Below are 17,502 nucleotides of genomic sequence, written 5' to 3' on the forward strand. Positions count from 1 at the left end.
CTAAAGAAGCGGTAAACTGCGCGAGACGAGGTTGGTCATGAACGAGGATTTCTGGAAGACGGTGGAAGGTCGTCATTTATATTCCAACAAATCCCGTCGCACCGGCGTACTCAATGTGGCGCTGTTGTTCGGCACGGCGGTTATCGCCCTTTCCCTGATCATCACCCCCATGCTTGCCGGAAAATCCACCACGCGCGTGGCGCAGTTTCCCGAAAATTACGACATGATCAGCACGGGCTCCATCAAGAAGACCGATATCGGCAAGACCTATTCCATCCGTCGCAGCATCACCCAGCCGATGCCGGAGATGCCCTGCGTGGTCACGGGTTACAGCAACGAGAGCGGTTGCTGATCGTTTACCATCAACGGTAACGGATTCCTCACGTCATCGACCTAGGATGGTGTTGATTTCAACAGGGCAGATGCCGGTTGTCGAAACGCACCGGATGGTGGATGGGGAATATCCTGTGCCGCATTTTTTTATCAATTTCTGCAAAAACGAAGACGGTGCGACAGCGATTGAATATGGCCTGATCGCGGGGCTGCTTTCCGCCGCCCTCATCGCTGGGGCAGGTGACATCAGCACCAATATCAATGCCGTGTTTCAGTTCATCGTAGACACTTTTGCTAAGTCGAACCCGTAGGGCTGATCGCTCAGGACAGCTTCACCTCTGTTGTCTTCAAGGCATCGGCAAGCCGCACCTTGGCGGAACCTGGCTTTAGCGGTTTCTGCTGGCTTTCGTGCGGCGCCCAGCCTGATACGTAAATAATCGAAAATGTCGCCCTTATCCGCCCGTCAGCATCTGAGTACCGCTCGGCGTAAAGCTCCGCTGCGCGCAGGAAAAAGGCGCGGTTGAGCGGTTTTCTGCTGCGGCTTGCCAGCGGGTTGGCCATGCCCATGGCGCGCAGGTCGCGCATCAGCGGGAAAATCGAATCGTAGCGCACCGTGTAGCTTTCCGCATCGGTAACCGGGAGCGCAAACCCGGCGCGCTGCAAAAGCGCGCCAACATCGCGTACATCGGCGAAAGGAATGACACGCGGGCTGGCGCCCCCGGTCAGTTCGGCCTCTGCCGTCAGCAGCACATCGCGCAGTTCCTGCAGGGTGCCGCTGCCGGGAATGGCGCCGAGAAACAGGCCATCCGGTTTTAATGCCCGCCGGATCTGGATCAGCGCGCCGGGAGTGTCGTTGGTCAGATGCAGGGCAAGCGGTGAAACGATGAGATTGGCGGAGGCCTCTTCAAGCGGCAGATGCTCCATGGAAGCAACCTCGGGAACATTCGCATCCGTTGCAAAAGAGCTTTCGGTTTCGATACGGCGAATGGTGTCCACCTTGCCGGTCTCCGCCAGGCGTCGCGCCGTGACGCCGGTTCCGCCATGAAGTTCGATCGCGGTCTCGAACTGGCGCTCGACGATGGCGAGCCTGTCGGCCAGCTCTTCGGCCGCCATATCGAGAAGAAACAGGGCCTTGTCATCGCGTCTGGCCCACGCCCGGTGACGGTTTTGTTCGATCAGGGCCTGGTCAAAGAGAATATCCATCATCTTGCCTGCTCGGCCTCAAGCGCCTTTGGAATCGGCGGGCCGTATCGTTGGTCTCATGCCGCTGCGGGCATCATCTTCCCCGTGTCGGGATAGAACTATCGCTCTCGCAAAGGCACCCGTTCGGCGGTAAAGTCAACCTCATGGGCGCTGGTGAAAGTCTGTTTTCGGGGTTGTTGTCGAGGTCCGCGGCCGTGCCGGCGGCAGTGGGAGACATGTGGCGCGCGGCCTTCCGTATGGTTTACCCGCCAACCTGCGCGGGGTGCACCCGCATGACCGGTGGCGAGGCTGCCTTATGTGCGGATTGCTGGCGGGAGGTGGCCTTTATAGATCGCCCTTTTTGCGAGGTTCTGGGCATGCCCTTCGCACGGGATCACGGAGACGGTTTTGTGAGCGCGCGGGCCATTGCCGAACCGCCGCCCTTTGACCGGCTGCGTGCCGTCGCAAGCCATGAGGGAACCGCCCGCAAGCTCGTGCACCGGCTGAAATATCAGGACCGGACTGATCTCGCCCGCCTGATGGCGCTGTGGATGCTGAGGGCAAGTGACGGGACGGTGGATGCCTGTGATTGCATCGTGCCCGTTCCATTGCATCGTCACCGTTTCCTGCGCCGCCGTTTCAATCAATCCGCCGAGCTTGCGCGGCATCTGGCCAAGGCCGCCGGCAAGCCCTTGCTCGCCGGCGCGTTGCTGCGCGTGAAGCCGACGGAGCGGCAGGTGGGGCTTTCGGCCCTTGCCCGGCGGGACAATATGCGCGGCGCTTTCTCGCTTGCGCCCGGCCGTGAAGGTGATGTCCATGGCAAGCGCGTGGTGCTGGTGGACGACGTCTATACCACCGGCGCAACGGTGGGTGCGGCAAGCCGCGCCCTGCGCAAGGCCGGTGCCGCGGATGTGACGGTTTTGACCTTTGCAATGGCCATTTCCGGCCCTATATGAAACCTGAATGACATGACTTTATCGTGCGTTTTACCGCACGTTTGCGAGGGCTTTGAAAACATGGCACCGGTAACGATCTATACGCGGGATTTTTGTGGTTATTGCGCGCGCGCCAAGGCGCTGCTGGACAGCAAGGGCGTGGATTACGCGGAATATAACGCCACGACGACACCGGAATACCGGCAGGAAATGATCGAGAAATCCGGCGGCACAACGTTCCCGCAAATCTTCATCAACGGCGAGCATGTGGGCGGTTGTGATGATCTGCACGCGCTGGAGCGCGCCGGTAAGCTGGACGCGCTGCTGGCCGCCTGATCGGCCGCGATTTGCGGGCATGGAGGATGTGATGAGTTTCAAGGCTGCCGCCATTCAGATGCGTTCCGGCGTCGATCCGGCAAAAAACGCCGCCGATATGGAACGGCTGGTGCGTGCGGCTGCAGCTGAGGGCGCCGTTTATGTGCAGACCCCGGAAATGACGGGCGCCATCCAGAAGGACAGGCAGGCGCTGCGCGCGCAATTGCGGGATGACGATGGCGATGTCATCGTTGCGACGGCCGCGCGTCTCGCCCGTGAACTCGGTATTCATGTCCATGTCGGCTCGACCGCGATTGCCCGGCCGGATGGGAAGATTGCCAATCGCGGTTTTCTCTTCGCGCCGGATGGTTCGCGCATCTGCAGCTATGACAAGATCCATATGTTCGATGTCGATCTCGACAATGGTGAAAGCTGGCGCGAAAGCGCTGCTTATCAACCCGGCGAAGTCGCGCGTATCGCCGAACTTCCGCTGGCGAAATTCGGCTTTGCAATTTGTTACGACGTCCGTTTTCCGCAGCTTTTTCGCGCTGAAGCGCTGGCCGGTGCAGAGGTTCTGACGGTCCCGGCGGCTTTCACCCGGCAGACGGGGGAGGCGCATTGGGAGATCCTGCTGCGCGCCCGCGCCATCGAAAATGGCGCTTTCGTCATTGCCGCCGCGCAGGCCGGCGTGCATGAGGACGGGCGCGAGACCTTTGGCCATTCCATCATCATCGATCCCTGGGGCAAGGTTCTGGCCATTGCCGGCGGCGCCGGAGAAGAGATCATCTTCGCCGAGATCGACACGTCGATGGTGGCTGCCGCGCGTGGCAAAATTCCCAATCTGCGCAATGCCCGCGAGTTCGGGCTGGACACTGTCATTCCCCTGAAACCTGCCGGAGGTGAAGCGGCGTGATCCGTTATGCGCTGGCCTGTGAAAAGGGCCATGAGTTCGAAGGCTGGTTTGCCGGTAGCGACGATTTCGACAATCAGTTGCAGCGCGGTTTCCTGTCCTGCCCGGTCTGCAATTCCGTGCAGGTATCAAAGCTATTGATGGCGCCTTCGGTCTCTACCGCCCGCAAGAAAGACGAACGCCAGACGCTCGCCATGGATACTGCCAGAAAAGAGGCGATGGCGCAAATCCGCGAGGCTGTCGCCAATATCCGCGCCAGTGCCGAGGATGTCGGCGATAAATTTCCCGAAGAGGCGCGCAAAATCCATTATGGCGAAGCGGATGAGCGCGGCATCATCGGCAATGCCTCTGCGCAGGAAGCCAGGGCCCTGCTGGATGAGGGTATAGAGATCGCGCCGCTGCCGGTCTTGCCTGATGACGTCAACTGAATTTCTTTAGAATGACATCACTCAGATCGCGCCCGGCGTTAGCCTTGCGCCGGTCGTTTCGCCAGCATCATGTAGTTGACCTCCATGTCAGGTGAAAGATTCCAGCGGTCCTGCAGCACGTTGTAAAAGACGCCGGTGCGGTGGATGATATCCATGCCGCTTGCCACCAGCGGCCTCTCGAGTTCTTCCGGACGAACGAGCTTTTCATATTGATGAGTGCCGCGCGGCAGCCAGCGCAGCACGTTTTCGGCGGCGAAGATCGCCAGTGCCCGGGCTTTGAGCGTGCGGTTGATGGTGGCCGCGAACATCAATCCGCCGGGCCGCACCATCTTCGCGCAGGTGGTGACGAAGAGATCGACATTGGCCACATGCTCGACCACCTCCATGTTGAGGATGACGTCGAAGGTTTCGCCGGCTTCCTGCAACTGTTCGGCGGTCACGGCGCGGTAGTCAACGCTTACCCCGCTTTCGCGGGCGTGGGTGGAAGCGATGCCGATATTCTTTTCCGAGGGATCGGCGCCCACCACATCAGCGCCCATGCGCGCAACGGGTTCGGAGAGAAGGCCGCCGCCGCAGCCAATATCCAATATGCGCAGCCCTTCCAGCGGGCGGTGCGCCTTCGGGTCGCGGCCGAAATTGTCGCAGATGCGGTTGCGGATATATTCGAGCCGCACCGGATTGAACTTGTGCAATGGGCGGAACTTGCCGGTCGGGCTCCACCATTCCGCAGCCATCGCGGAGAAGCGATCCACTTCGCTCTGGTCGACGGTCGTCTGTGCGGTTTCGCTCATGGTTCTGCTCCATATTGCTGTTGCATTGAAGTCGGATGATTGCCCCCCGAAGTCAAGACCGGCCGTCCATTCCGGCGGCAATTTGTCGGGCGCTCATTGCCGCAGGTGGAACTGATACGCCCCCTCATTTGTTTCATGCTGCGTTCATGCAGCAGCGCGTATTTTCCGATCGTGGCAGTATGCGGAACGCATACTCGTCCATCGAAAATGGTGGATGCCGACAAGGGCAAAGCGGGCCTTTGCTTGAGGAGAAAGAAGTGAAGAAAAAACTGTTTGGCGCAATTGCGCTGGTGGCCATGCTCGCCGCGCCGGCACTTGCCGAGGCTGCGACGCGCGGTTTCGCCACCGCGAATGTGAATATGCGCTCCGGCCCGAGCACGGCCTATCCGGCTGTTGTGGTGATCCCGAATGGCGCGCCGCTCACCGTCCACGGCTGCCTTTCCGATACGCCGTGGTGTGACGTCTCGTTTGTGGGCGGTCGCGGCTGGGTGGCCGGGCGTTACATTGCCACGACCTACCGGCAGAACCGGGTCTATGTCGAGCCGCGTTATTACCGCGATCTTGGTGTGCCGGTGATCACCTTCGAGGTCGGCCGTTATTGGGACCGCTATTATCGCGACCGCGACTTCTACCGCGAGCGCGACCGCTGGCGTCGTCCGCCGCCATCAGGCGGTTACTGGAACGCCCCGCCGCCGAGCGCCGGATGGGATCGCCCACGTCCGCGTGACGAGTGGCGTGACGGACGCCGGGACGACTGGCGCGATGGTCGTCGTGACGAGTGGCGCGATCCCCGTCAGGGCGGCGGTCCGAATGACGGACGCTGGGAACGTCGTTATGGCGACTGGAACCAGGGCGACAGAAATCAGGACAGGCCCCGTCGCGATGACGATCGCCGGCGCTTCGAAGATGAGAACCGGGATCGTAATCGCGATCGCCAGCCAAATCAGAATGAGGGCCGGCTTCCTGCCGAGCGTCGCCAGTGGGATGACCCGCGCCGTGCGCCTGCGTCGGAAAACCTCCGGGATGGCTGCCGGGTCGGCGATCCGGGTTGTGACCCGCGCTAAACAGACAAAGCCCGGCGAATTTCGTCGGGCTTTTTCATTGGTGGCTTCAGCTTAACGGCACGAGCCCTTATTTCGTGGCGGCAGCCTTGCGGGCACGGCTCTTGGGTTTTGCCGGGGCTTCCGCTTCCGATGCGTTTTCGACAGTGGCGGCTTTGGGAGCGGCCTTCTTGCGCGTTGCGGGTTTTGTCGCTTCCGATGTCTTCAGCAGCGAAAATTCATGTTTTGCCTGTTCCCAGTGGTGCGCGTCACGACCTTGGGGATGGCCTTCCTTTTCCCAGAGTGTATATGCCCGTTTGCTGATCCATTCGTGTTCCGAAACCTGCATGCTCGTCTCCCGTTGCTGTTTACAGCGCCTTTGAGAAGGCGACATTTCGCTTGGTCCGGCACACGCTCGACAGGAATCAATGCCGGCATTTCCAGACCCATTACATGCCATGATTTTCCGGGCGTCAAGCAAACATGCTGCATTGCGAAATCGGATTTTTGGCATTTTCTGCCCGTTAAAGCGGTTTGAGCGAAAGACGTTCCTGCAAGAGAAGATCAACGTTGCGTGATCGGCCCGAGGCCGCCAAGATGGCCGCATAAATGGGCAGTGGAGGAGGCGGTCTTGGAACAGACAACGGAAGCGGATGCGCAGGTCATCGTTAAGAAGCGGGGAGGGACTGGCATCATTCGCCTCAACCGCCCGAAGGCGATCAACAGCCTGACGTTGCCGATGGTGCGCGACCTGTTTCAGGCGCTTCAGCGTTTCGAGGAGGATCCGGATGTTTCCTGTGTGGTGTTGAGCGGAGAAGGCGACAGGGGGCTCTGCGCCGGTGGCGATGTCCGTATCATTCACGATCTCGGTAAGGCGGGCGACCCGCAGGTGCTTGATTTCTGGCGGGAAGAATTTCCGCTCAACTATCGCATCGCCCGCTTCAGCAAGCCCTATATTGCCCTGATGGACGGTATCGTCATGGGCGGCGGTGTCGGCATTTCAGCCCATGGCAGCCACCGCATCGTCACCGAACGCACAAAACTCGCCATGCCGGAAACCGGCATCGGTTACTTTCCTGACGTCGGCGGCTCCTGGCTGCTGCCACGAGCGCCGGGCGAATGCGGCACCTGGCTGGGGCTGACGGGCAACGCCGTTACTGCCGCCGACGCCGTCTATGCCGGCTTTGCCGATCATATTGTTCCTTCGGACCGTCTCGACGGTCTGGTCCAAGACCTGTCGAAGGCCGCGGATATGGACAGCATCGAGACGGCGATCACGGCGCAGGCAGTTGAGGCCGATGAAGGCGTTTTATCCATAAATCGGGATATCATCGACGCGACATTCCGTTTCGACACGGTTGAGGAGATTTTCGCCGCGCTTTCGGCGCGACAGGATGCGTTTTCGCGCGAGACCCTAGAGGTCCTGCAAAAGCGCTCTCCCACCAGTCTGAAACTGACCCTGAAGCTGCTGCGCCTCGGCCGCGAAAGCGCGAGCCTTATCGAATGCCTGGAGCGGGAATTTGCCGCCGGCACGGAGATATTGCGCCAGCACGATTTTTACGAGGGAGTGCGTGCGGCTCTGGTCGACAAGGACCGTAATCCCCGCTGGCAGCCGGCACGGCTAAAAGAGGTGCGGGAGGAGGACCTTGCGCCCTATTTTGCCGGGCATTCCGGCAATCTGTTTCCCGATCATCGCCTTTAGGATGGCGCAAAAGAAATCCGGCTTCTTGCCGTATATGAAATCATCACCTTTGAAATCGGTTCTCTTTGGGCGAAATTTCCAATCCGCGCGCCTGTAAAGCATGTCTGTTTCTCGCAGCTGTTGCCGCCGCCCGCTATGTTGAGCACCATTCGAATTGCCGGGGGTATTCATGAAACGTCTTCTCATTATCGGTACTGCTGTTGCCGCTCTTTTTGCAGGTGCGGCGCAGGCGCAGTCTCCGACCACCATCCTCAACGCATCCTACGATGTCGCCCGCGAAGTTTTTGCGGCCGAGAACGAGGCGTTCATCAAGCAGCATCCGGGCGTAACCGTCGACCAGTCGCATGCCGGCACCTCCAAGCAGGCGCGCGCCATTGTCGAGGGTCTTGAAGCCGATGTTGTCACCTTCAACCAGGTGACCGATGTCGATTTTCTGGTGAAGCAGGGCTTTGTTTCCGCCGACTGGAAGAAGGATTTTGCAAACGACGCATCGCCGTTCTATTCCTTCCCGTCCTTCCTCGTGCGCGCCGGCAATCCCAAGGGTATCAAGGACTGGGACGATCTCGCCCGTGACGATGTGAAGATCGTTTTCCCCAATCCCAAGACCTCGGGTAACGCCCGTTACACCTATCTCGCCGCTACGGCTTACGCCAAGGAGAAGTTCAATGGCGACGAGAAAAAGGTCCAGGAATTCGTCAAGAAAATCTTCGACAACACGCCTGTTTTCGACACCGGAGGCCGCGCCGCCACCACCACTTTCGTGGAACGCGAAATCGGTGACGTGCTGATCACCTTCGAAGCCGAGACCCGCGGCATCGCCAAGCAATATGGCGCCGACAAGGTGGAAGGCGTTGTGCCCTCCGTCAGCCTGCTCGCCGAATTCCCGGTGGCCGTGGTGGATAAGGTGGTCGACAAGCGCGGCTCGCGCGATCTGGCGAAGAGCTATCTCGACTTCCTCTATACCGAGGAAGGCCAGCGCATCGCCGCCGAATTCGGCCACCGCGTTCACAATGAAAAGGTCGTTGGCGAATTCAAGGATAAGTTCCCCGCCATTCGCCTCGTCAATGTCGATGACGTCTTCGGCGGCTGGGACAAAATCCAGAAAGAGCATTTTGCATCCGGCGCGACGCTTGATACGCTTTACGGCAGCCGTTAATCACAACGACAAAGGACAGATAAAGGACCCGGCGGGAAACTGCCGGGTCGCTTTTTGATTGATGGGGGCGGGTTTGAAACGGAATGTTCTGCCGGGGCTGAAATTGTCCCTTGGCGTTACCCTGACTTATGTCGCCATCATCGTGCTTCTGCCGCTCTCGGCGCTGGTGTTCAAGGCGGCAAGCCTTGGCCCTGCCGAATATTGGTCGATCATCTCTTCGCCGCGCGCCGTCGCCAGTTATCGTGTTACGGTGCTCTGTGCGCTGGCCGCCACGCTGTTCAACGTCATTTTCGGGGTGGCGCTTGCCTGGGTGCTGACACGTTACCGCTTTCCGGGCTGGCGCATTGTGGACGCCATCGTCGATCTGCCGTTTGCGCTTCCCACCGCCGTTGCCGGCATTGCGCTGACGACGCTTTTTGCGGGCAACGGCTGGTTCGGCTCGGTGCTTTCCCAGTTCGGCATCAAGGTGGCCTATACGCCGCTTGGCATCATGGTGGCGATGGCCTTCACCAGCCTGCCCTTCATCGTGCGCACCGTGCAGCCGGTGCTGGAAGACCTTGATCCGGCGCTGGAAGAGGCGGCGCAATCGCTCGGCGGTTCCGATCTCGAGATTTTCCGCAAGATCATCCTGCCGCTCCTGACGCCGGCGTTGCTCGCCGGTCTGTCGCTGTCCTTCGCCCGCAGCCTCGGCGAATTCGGGGCGATCATCTTCATCGCCGGCAACCAGCCGTTTTCGACGGAGATCACCGCGCTGCTGATCTTCATCCGGCTGGAGGAATATGATTATCAGGCGGCCGCCGCCATCGCCTCCGTGCTGCTCATCACCGCCTTCGTGATGCTGGCGGTGACCAATTACCTGCAGGCGCGTGCGCTTCGTTACACGGTGAGGGGCTGAAACATGAGCGCCGTTTCTTCACATCGCAAGCCGCCGCGTGTTGGTGATGCGCCTCTTGTTCGCCGCAGTCTCATCGCCTTCGTGCTCGTCATAGGCGCCCTGCTGGTCGTCGCACCGCTTGTCATCATCGGCGTCGAGGCCTTTTCGCAGGGCTGGAAGGTCTATTCCGCTACCATCACCCATCCCGATACCCGCCACGCCATCATGCTGACGGTATTGACGGCGCTGATCGCCGTGCCTGTTAATACCGCCTTTGGGGTCGCGGCCGCATGGGCGATCACCAAGTTCGATTTCCCGGGCCGGCGCTTCCTGCTGGTGCTGATCGAAATACCCTTTTCCATTTCACCGATCGTCGCCGGCGTCGCCTATCTCTTCGTTTACGGCCTTCAGGGTTTGTTCGGCCCGTTCCTCGATGCGCATGACATCAAGATACTCTTTGCGCTGCCCGGCATCGTCATCGCCTCGATGTTCGTGACCGCGCCTTTCGTGGCGCGCGAACTGATCCCGCTGATGCAGGCGCAGGGCCGTGATCTTGAGGAGGCGGCGACCTCTCTTGGCGCATCCGGCTGGCGCACCTTCTTTTCGGTGACCTTGCCGAATATCAAATGGGCGCTGCTTTATGGCGTCGTGCTCTGCAACGCCCGCGTGATGGGTGAATTCGGCGCGGTATCGGTCGTATCGGGCAATATTCGCGGCCAGACTAATACGCTGCCGCTGCACATCGAGCTGCTTTACCATGATTACCAGACGGCCGGCGCCTTCGCGTCAGCCTCCATCCTGGCCTTGCTCGCCGTCGTCACCATCATCGCCAAGGTGGCGCTGGAACGACGCGGCGCCGGGCGCGGGGCCAAGAAGACCAACGGCGACGCCGCCATCGCCACGGAGACCTGATTCCCATGAAAATCCGCCTCGAAAATGTGGTGAAGACCTTCGATACCTTCCGCGCCGTGCGCGATGTTTCGCTGGATATCGAAAGCGGTGAGCTTCTGGCACTGCTCGGTCCCTCAGGCTCCGGCAAGACCACGATTTTGCGCATGGTTGCCGGTCTCGAATATAGCGATGGCGGCCGCATCTTTTTTGGAGACGAGGACGCCACCAATATTCCGGTGCGTGACCGCGGTGTCGGTTTCGTGTTCCAGCATTATGCGCTTTTCCCGCATATGACCCTGCATCAGAATATCGCTTTCGGCATGAAGGTCTCGAAGGTGAAGCGCGACAAGGCGGCGATAGACGCTCGCGTCGAGGAACTTTTGCGGCTGGTGAAGCTCGATGGCCTCGGCGACCGCTTCCCGGCGCAGATTTCCGGCGGGCAGCGGCAGCGCGTGGCGCTGGCGCGTGCGCTTTCGGTCGATCCAAAGGTGCTGCTGCTCGATGAGCCTTTCGGGGCGCTGGATGCCAATGTGCGTCGTGATCTTCGCCGCTGGCTGCGCGAGATTCACGATTCGCTCGGCATCACCACGATTTTCGTGACGCATGACCAGGAAGAAGCGCTCGATCTTGCCGATCGTGTCGTCATCCTCAATCAGGGTGAGATCGTGCAGGAGGGTACGCCGAAGGAGGTCTGCCGCCAGCCGAACAGCGCCTTCGTCATGCGTTTTCTGGGCGATGCCAACCGGGTCTCCGGCGTGGCGCGCGGCGGCAAGGTCTATGTCGGCGACAATGAACTGCCTTTCTCCTATGCGCAGGGCGATGGCGCCGTCGATATCTATGCCCGCCCCGGCGATCTGGAGTGGGAAGATCTGCATGAGGGCATTCCGGCCTCGGTGGCGCGGGTTCTCGACCGCGCGGGTGAGCGCCGGGTCATCGCCAGCACTGATGGCGGCGATATCCTGGAATTCGACGTGCCGCCGGAAAACGATGTCGCCGCCGGTGACCGCGGCTCCGTCATTATCCGCCGGGCGAAGATTTTCCCGGCGGCGTGAGCCGTTCTCAACCCAGAAGTTCGAAGGCGCTTTCTGCCACAAGCTTGCCATTGATCATGAGATCAACCCTGTGAAGGCCGGGATAGTGTTTGCGGGTGGTGAAATCACGTATGGCGCGGCTGATCGACAGCGCGCATGTCTCGCCGGGCTGAAGCTCGATTTCTTTCCACTTGAAGACCTTCGCCGAGGCATCGCCGCTCTTCTTCACGTAGTGCACGGCGTAGTCGATCACCAGTTTCTGCGAGCGTTTCGCCGTCGACGTGAAAGAGGCTGAAATCCGCACAGGGTTGCCGAGAGCCACCTTGTCCGGCGTAACCTGAAATGCCGCAAGTGCTATTTCCGCTTCCTCATGCGCGCCGAGATGGGCAAGAGCGGCTGCATCGCCCTTCTTGATCAAGGTGCGCAGGGCCTGGCGTGTAATCCAGCGCGTATGCGGATTTTCCTTCGGCCATGCATCGATGAGCGCCAGCACGAAAGCGGGATTGTCCTTGGTGATGTCGTTCAGATGATTGGCGACGGATTTGCGCACATAAAGCGCCTCATCGGCTTTCATGGCCTCGAGGATACCAGTGACAGGGGATGGATCGTCGATCAGGGGTTTGAGCTGGAACGACCATGGCAGGCGCGGCCGGCAGCCCTCGCTCGCCAGCCGCCGCACATGCTCATTCTCGTGCCGTGACCACGTTTCCATCACGGCAAGGGTGCGGGCCATATCCTTCTGCAGGAAATGACGGATGGCGAATTCCGAGGAGCCGAAACGGGTGAAATAATGCAGCGCTTCCATGGAAAGGTCGAAATCATCGAGGCCGTAAAGCGCCACATATTCCGGCAGCGAAATGGAGGCGAAGCCGTTGCCGATACCCGGCGCTGCGGCGGTCAGGATTTCGATGTTGCGGGCATAGTCGCCGGGAAGCGTCGCATGCAGGCTCGTCGCCACCTGCCGCATACGCTGCATGATCCCCAAGGCCTCGAGGTTTTCGGTGGCGAGCGCCATGAAGGCTGAAACGTCAAACTGCGGATGGACGGCCCTGGTCTGATCGGCGATGTGCCGCAGTTTCTCTTGGTTGAATATTTCCTTCAGTGCCGGTGCCGCCGTGTCGCCCATATCGCCCTCAAGTTCACTTTTTGTTCTTTTAGGGCATGATGGGGCTGGAGGCAAGATAGTGCTGAGCAACTTTCAGGGAGTGACAATGGATCAAGCGATTGCGGCTTCGCCTTCTCCCCGTCGGGGAGAAGGTCGCGGCAGCGGGATGAGGGGGTGCGCGCAGAGATATGCGGAGAGCTTGCCCCCCCTCATCTGACCCTTCGGGCCATCTTCTCCCCGGCGGGGAGAAGAAATTTCGGAAAACTCAGCTCATCTGGCTGACGAATTTGGTCTCCAGATAGGCCTGAACCGCTTCCGAGCCGCCTTCCGTACCGTAACCGGAATCCTTGATGCCGCCGAAGGGGACTTCCGGAAGCGCGAGGCCATTATGGTTGATGGTCAGCATGCCGGCTTCAACCTGCTGGCCAAGTGCATGCGCGGTCTTGACCGAACCGGTGAAGGCGTAGGATGCAAGGCCAAAGGGCAGGCGATTAGCCTCTGTGATGGCGTCATCGAAGCTCGAGAAGCGGTTGATGATCGCGACCGGGCCGAAGGGCTCGTCATTCATGATCTTGGCTGACGCCGGCACATTGGCGAGAACCGTCGGCTCGAAGAAATTGCCCTTGTTGCCGATGCGGCGTCCGCCGGTCTTCAATTCTGCGCCATGGGAAACGGCGTCGTTGATGAGGCCTTCCAGTGCCGGAATGCGGCGCTCATTGGCGAGCGGGCCCATGATGACCCCATCTTCGAGACCATTGCCGACCTTGATGGCCTTTGTCGCTTCCACGAAACCTTCAAGGAAACGATCGGCCACGCCGTCCTGCACGAGGAAGCGGGTGGGGGCGACGCAGACCTGACCGGCATTGCGGAACTTGGCAAGCGAGGTCACTTCGATCGCCTTGTCGATATCGGCATCGTTAAAGATCATGACAGGCGCGTGGCCGCCCAGTTCCATCGTGGCGCGCTTCATGTGCTTGCCCGCAAGTGCGGCCAGATGTTTTCCGATGGGCGTGGAGCCGGTGAAGGATATCTTGCGGATGACCGGATGCGGGATCAGATATTCCGAAATCTCGGATGGAACACCGTAAACGAGGCCGATAACGCCGGCCGGTACGCCCGCATCCACGAAGGCGCGGATGAGTTCGGCCGGCGATGCCGGTGTTTCCTCGGGCGCCTTGACGATGATGGAGCAGCCGGTGGCGAGCGCTGCGGAAAGCTTGCGGACGATCTGGTTGATCGGGAAGTTCCACGGCGTGAACGCCGCCACAGGGCCGACCGGCAGCTTGATGGCAAGCTGTGAAACACCGCTCGCGCGGGCCGGGATGACCTGGCCGTAGGTGCGGCGCGCTTCTTCGGCGAACCAGTCGATGGTGTCGGCGGCGCCCATGATTTCGGTGCCCGACTGCGCCAGCGGCTTACCCTGCTCGCGCGTCATGATATAGGCGATCTTGTCCTTGCGCTCGCGCAGAATGTCGGCAGCCTTGCGCATGATCTTCGAGCGCTCGTAGGGGGAGGTGTCGCGCCACAGCTTGAAACCGCGCTCAGCGGCGGCAAGCGCCAGATCGAGGTCTTCCTTCTCGGCGTGCGCAATCGCGCCGATGATCTCGTCGGTCGCCGGATCGGACACGGCGATCGTCTTGCCGGAAACGGCGTCTCGCCATTCGCCATCAATGAGAAGTTTGATGTCGGGATAGGTGTGCATAGGGGCTACCTTCATGATGCGGCCGATACGGCGGAAGCCGTCCGGCCCGGAGACGTGAACAGAATTGTCCTGGCCGGACGAACCGGCATCGCGGCTTTCGCTGCGCGGAACATGTGTCTGGATATTTCCGACAAGAGGCTTCTGGAATTGCCGGAAACGGAAACGACAGCCTTTATATTAAGTTGCGGGCGGTATGTTTCAACCGTGTGCTCCGGCAATCGTCATGATTTTTCTGTGACGCGGGATTTGTCATTCGTCATTTCAATCCGGCGCGGAGATGGGGCGTCGCATGCCTGGCCGCCTCAAGCGAATCAGATGAACCTGTGCGACGGCGAAGAGGCTCTCGCCACAATTCGGCCTTTGTCGAACCTGACGAATTATCGCGAGGGGTCTCAGGGGCTTGTCGCCTGCGTCATAACAGGGCGTCGAGTGTAAAAAAATACAATAAGACGGAAAAATTATCCAAAGGGTTTACTCAAAACCTAGAGAAAATACGGATAAAATCTCAGTGAGGATATAACATCAGTTCCTGATATATATTGCTAACGTCGGTTCCTTTGACCTTCAAAGGTTGGCGAAAACCCTCGACCTGAACGTTATCGATGGAGAAAAAGTATGAGTTTCGCCCGGGTACTTCTCAGTGCGTTCTTGTCGCTTGCGTGGCTTTCCTGTGCCGAAGCCGGGGAAATTGCCAAACCGCAAGGAAAGCCGATATTAACCATATCCGGAAACGTCAGTAATACGAATGCCGATGGCGCCGCGGTATTTGATCGTGACATGCTGGAAGCGCTCGGCATGGAGACGGTGGAGACGACGACGCCCTGGCATGACGGCCGCGTCCGTTTCGATGGTGTCTCGCTGGCGAAATTGATGGATGTCGTCGGAGCAAAGGGCACCAGCGTCACTGCGGTCGCTCTCAACGATTATGTCAGCACGATACCTATTGAAGATTTTAAGAAATTTAACGTTATCCTGGCGATCAAGCTGGATGGCAATTACATGACAGTTCGCGAAAAAGGCCCGTTGTTCGTCATCTATCCCTATGACAGCGACCCGGAGCTGCAGAAGCAGACCTATTATTCGCGGTCCGCATGGCAAGTTGCCAAACTGATAGTGGAATAAAGGTGCCGTTTGCGAAAACTTGTGGCGGTGATCATCTGTTGCTTCGTTCTGGCAACGGGCTATATCGCTTTCGTCATTGCCGAGCGGCAGACCGCTCTGCAGAAATTCGCCCGCTACAATGATTCCTGGGCCGTAAGCCAGACCGTAGCCGAATATCTGCGCCTCCAGAACAAGCTGGCCGTCTTTGCGCTCAATCCCGGCAAGATCGACCGGGACGAGTTGCAGCTGCGTCTGGACATCATGCTGAGCCGCCTTGAGCTTCTGAAGCAGGGCAATCTGGGCGCTTTCATCGACGAAAAGCAGCAGTGGCGGGATCTTGTGACCCGTCTTGATGCCGTTTTGGCCCGTCTGGAGCAGCAGGTGAACAACCTTAATCCGGCCGATGTGCCGGATCTGCTTTCGGCAATGAGCGCGCTTGACGCACCGATGACGACGCTGGCCTCGTCTTCCGTCGCTTATGACGTCAATCTCATCGATACGGCCCATGAGGATGTGCGAAAGCTGCATATCGTTTACACCGCGCTGGCGGGCGGCCTCATCCTGTGCGGTATAGCACTTGTCATATTGCTGCTTCGCCAGAACGATCTCCTGAACCGGGCGCAGAAAAGCATGCGCGGCCTGACGGACGATCTGCGTGCCGCCACGCTGGAATTGCAGGCGAAGAATGTCCGGCTCGAGCATGATGCCTATCACGATGCGCTGACGGGCCTGCCGAACCGTGCGTTGTTCCGGCAGGAATTGATCGAGAGGTTGCGCCGATCCTTCGGCGGTACGGGAACGACGGCCATCCTTCTCCTCGATCTCGACGGGTTCAAGGACGTGAACGACACGCTCGGCCACGATGCGGGCGATGCGCTGCTTCAGGCCGTGGCGCAGCGCCTTTCGGCCATTGGCGGCGATTATGACATGGTCTGCCGTCTGGGCGGCGACGAGTTCGCCGTCGTCTCCGACGATCTGAACGAAGATGCCGCCCGCCGCCTTGCCACCAAGCTCATCGACCAGATCAGCCGCACCTACCAGCTGGGTGAGCAGGAGGTCAAAATCGGCACCTGCATCGGCATCGCCATATCGCACGGCGCCGTCGATGCCGATGAATTGTTCAAGCGTGCCGACTTGGCGCTTTATGAGGCCAAGGCTATCGGTCCCGGCCGGGCGAGCGTTTTCAAGGTCCGCATGCAGAAACAGCTGACCGAGAAGAAATCCTTCGAGGCCGATCTGCAGACCGCGCTGCAGAACGACGAGATGGAAGTCTATTACCAGCCGCAGGTGGCGACGCAGACCCGCAAGCTCTGCGGCTTCGAGGCGCTGCTGCGCTGGAAACATCCGGTGCGGGGCGATGTGCCGCCCAGCGTGTTCATTCCCGTGGCGGAAAGAACCGGTCTCATCCATTCGCTCGGAAAATGGGTGATGGAGACCGCCTGCCGCGAGGCGATGGGCTGGGACGAGGACATGAAGGTGGCGGTCAATCTGTCGCCGGTTCAGTTCCACAGCACCAACCTCATCCAGAACGTCATGGGCGCGCTTGAGAAAAGCGGGCTGGAGCCGAGCCGGCTCGAGCTTGAAATCACCGAATCGATCCTGCTCAACAAAAGCGACCAGACGATCAACACGCTGTCGCGGCTGAAGGCCGTCGGCATCAAGATCGCGATGGATGATTTCGGCACCGGCTATTCATCGCTCGCCAACTTGCGCGGCGTACCCTTCGACAAGATCAAGATCGACCGCTCGTTCCTGCGCGATATCACCAGCGATCGCGATGCGCTGGCGATCGTGGAATTCGTGGTCGGTGTCGGTCGCAGTCTGCGGATGACGACGATTGCCGAAGGTATCGAGACGGAAGAGCAATATGAATGTGTCAGGCGTTTGGGTTGCGATCAGGTTCAGGGATATCTGATCAGCAGGCCATTGCCGGCCAAGGAGCTGGTGGCCTGGAGTTCCGTCTGAGACGGGGTCTGTTTGACGGCGGCCGTATCTTGAATTTTTAC

Annotated in this window: 19 protein-coding genes; 14 read left to right on the forward strand and 5 right to left on the reverse strand. The window is 59.7% G+C overall.

Annotated features, from left to right (window positions below; translation table 11 throughout):
- The first annotated feature begins 37 nt into the window (after positions 1-37).
- Both CFB10_RS04975 and CFB10_RS04980 read left to right on the forward strand, forming a co-directional pair.
- Positions 38-352 (forward strand): hypothetical protein, encoded by a 315-nt coding sequence (locus tag CFB10_RS04975; protein WP_020012083.1) that lies wholly within the window; start codon positions 38-40, stop codon positions 350-352.
- 70 nt (positions 353-422) lie between these two features.
- Positions 423-644: a Flp family type IVb pilin gene (locus tag CFB10_RS04980; RefSeq protein WP_020012082.1), complete on the forward strand. Its 222-nt coding sequence runs from the start codon at positions 423-425 to the stop codon at positions 642-644.
- A gap of 10 nt (positions 645-654) precedes the next feature.
- Here CFB10_RS04980 and CFB10_RS04985 read toward each other — a convergent pair whose 3' ends face one another.
- On the reverse strand, positions 655-1,536 hold the full coding sequence (locus CFB10_RS04985) for a methyltransferase domain-containing protein (protein WP_026364014.1): 882 nt from the start codon (positions 1,534-1,536) through the stop codon (positions 655-657).
- A 143-nt stretch (positions 1,537-1,679) separates the two neighbouring features.
- Between CFB10_RS04985 and CFB10_RS04990 the strand changes: the two genes are divergently transcribed.
- From CFB10_RS04990 to CFB10_RS05005, 4 genes are read left to right on the forward strand one after another with little or no spacing between them, the layout of a single operon-like run.
- Positions 1,680-2,471 (forward strand): ComF family protein, encoded by a 792-nt coding sequence (locus CFB10_RS04990; protein ID WP_026364013.1) that lies wholly within the window; start codon positions 1,680-1,682, stop codon positions 2,469-2,471.
- Positions 2,472-2,531: 60 nt separating this feature from the next.
- Positions 2,532-2,786, forward strand: coding sequence for a glutaredoxin 3 (gene grxC / locus CFB10_RS04995; RefSeq protein WP_020012079.1), 255 nt, complete (start codon positions 2,532-2,534; stop codon positions 2,784-2,786).
- A 31-nt stretch (positions 2,787-2,817) separates the two neighbouring features.
- On the forward strand, positions 2,818-3,678 hold the full coding sequence (locus tag CFB10_RS05000) for a carbon-nitrogen hydrolase family protein (RefSeq protein WP_026364012.1): 861 nt from the start codon (positions 2,818-2,820) through the stop codon (positions 3,676-3,678).
- Positions 3,675-4,103 (forward strand): DUF1178 family protein, encoded by a 429-nt coding sequence (locus CFB10_RS05005; RefSeq protein WP_020012077.1) that lies wholly within the window; start codon positions 3,675-3,677, stop codon positions 4,101-4,103. Before CFB10_RS05000 ends, CFB10_RS05005 begins: the two co-directional genes overlap by 4 nt.
- A gap of 38 nt (positions 4,104-4,141) precedes the next feature.
- Here the strand turns inward: CFB10_RS05005 and ubiG are convergent, their stop codons facing one another.
- Positions 4,142-4,894 (reverse strand): bifunctional 2-polyprenyl-6-hydroxyphenol methylase/3-demethylubiquinol 3-O-methyltransferase UbiG, encoded by a 753-nt coding sequence (gene ubiG / locus CFB10_RS05010; RefSeq protein ID WP_003507037.1) that lies wholly within the window; start codon positions 4,892-4,894, stop codon positions 4,142-4,144.
- A gap of 257 nt (positions 4,895-5,151) precedes the next feature.
- On the opposite strand from ubiG, the gene CFB10_RS05015 reads away from it, so the two are divergent.
- On the forward strand, positions 5,152-5,958 hold the full coding sequence (locus CFB10_RS05015) for an SH3 domain-containing protein (RefSeq protein ID WP_026364011.1): 807 nt from the start codon (positions 5,152-5,154) through the stop codon (positions 5,956-5,958).
- Between the two features lie 67 nt (positions 5,959-6,025).
- Here the strand turns inward: CFB10_RS05015 and CFB10_RS05020 are convergent, their stop codons facing one another.
- Complete coding sequence (locus CFB10_RS05020; RefSeq protein WP_020012075.1) at positions 6,026-6,283, reverse strand: DUF2934 domain-containing protein; 258 nt, start codon at positions 6,281-6,283, stop codon at positions 6,026-6,028.
- A gap of 282 nt (positions 6,284-6,565) precedes the next feature.
- Here CFB10_RS05020 and CFB10_RS05025 point away from each other — a divergent pair, with 282 nt between their 5' ends.
- The 5 genes from CFB10_RS05025 (at position 6,566) to CFB10_RS05045 (ending at position 11,609) form a co-directional block, all read left to right on the forward strand.
- A complete protein-coding gene (locus CFB10_RS05025; RefSeq protein ID WP_026364010.1) occupies positions 6,566-7,636 on the forward strand; it encodes an enoyl-CoA hydratase/isomerase family protein in 1,071 nt (356 codons plus the stop codon).
- A gap of 169 nt (positions 7,637-7,805) precedes the next feature.
- Positions 7,806-8,792, forward strand: a complete 987-nt coding sequence (gene cysP / locus CFB10_RS05030) for a thiosulfate ABC transporter substrate-binding protein CysP (protein ID WP_020012073.1) — start codon at positions 7,806-7,808, stop codon at positions 8,790-8,792.
- A gap of 61 nt (positions 8,793-8,853) precedes the next feature.
- The gene (gene cysT / locus CFB10_RS05035) at positions 8,854-9,687 is read left to right on the forward strand and encodes a sulfate ABC transporter permease subunit CysT (protein ID WP_020012072.1); all 834 of its coding nucleotides are present in this window, start codon (positions 8,854-8,856) and stop codon (positions 9,685-9,687) included.
- Positions 9,688-9,690: 3 nt separating this feature from the next.
- The gene (cysW, locus tag CFB10_RS05040; protein ID WP_020012071.1) at positions 9,691-10,578 is read left to right on the forward strand and encodes a sulfate ABC transporter permease subunit CysW; all 888 of its coding nucleotides are present in this window, start codon (positions 9,691-9,693) and stop codon (positions 10,576-10,578) included.
- A gap of 5 nt (positions 10,579-10,583) precedes the next feature.
- Positions 10,584-11,609 carry a sulfate/molybdate ABC transporter ATP-binding protein gene (locus tag CFB10_RS05045; protein WP_020012070.1) on the forward strand — a complete coding sequence of 342 codons (1,026 nt, stop codon included), beginning with the start codon at positions 10,584-10,586 and terminating at the stop codon, positions 11,607-11,609.
- 7 nt (positions 11,610-11,616) lie between these two features.
- On the opposite strand, the gene CFB10_RS05050 is transcribed toward CFB10_RS05045, so the two are convergent.
- A complete protein-coding gene (locus tag CFB10_RS05050) occupies positions 11,617-12,714 on the reverse strand; it encodes a DNA alkylation repair protein (RefSeq protein WP_020012069.1) in 1,098 nt (365 codons plus the stop codon).
- A 244-nt stretch (positions 12,715-12,958) separates the two neighbouring features.
- A complete protein-coding gene (locus CFB10_RS05055) occupies positions 12,959-14,395 on the reverse strand; it encodes an NAD-dependent succinate-semialdehyde dehydrogenase (protein ID WP_020012068.1) in 1,437 nt (478 codons plus the stop codon).
- 615 nt (positions 14,396-15,010) lie between these two features.
- Between CFB10_RS05055 and CFB10_RS05065 the strand changes: the two genes are divergently transcribed.
- Together CFB10_RS05065 and CFB10_RS05070 are read left to right on the forward strand one after the other, a co-directional pair.
- A complete protein-coding gene (locus CFB10_RS05065; RefSeq protein ID WP_026364008.1) occupies positions 15,011-15,517 on the forward strand; it encodes a molybdopterin-dependent oxidoreductase in 507 nt (168 codons plus the stop codon).
- 21 nt (positions 15,518-15,538) lie between these two features.
- Positions 15,539-17,461: a bifunctional diguanylate cyclase/phosphodiesterase gene (locus CFB10_RS05070; protein ID WP_020012066.1), complete on the forward strand. Its 1,923-nt coding sequence runs from the start codon at positions 15,539-15,541 to the stop codon at positions 17,459-17,461.
- Positions 17,462-17,502 lie beyond the last annotated feature (41 nt).

Source organism: Agrobacterium sp. 719_389 (assembly GCF_900188475.1).
GTDB lineage: Bacteria > Pseudomonadota > Alphaproteobacteria > Rhizobiales > Rhizobiaceae > Agrobacterium > Agrobacterium radiobacter.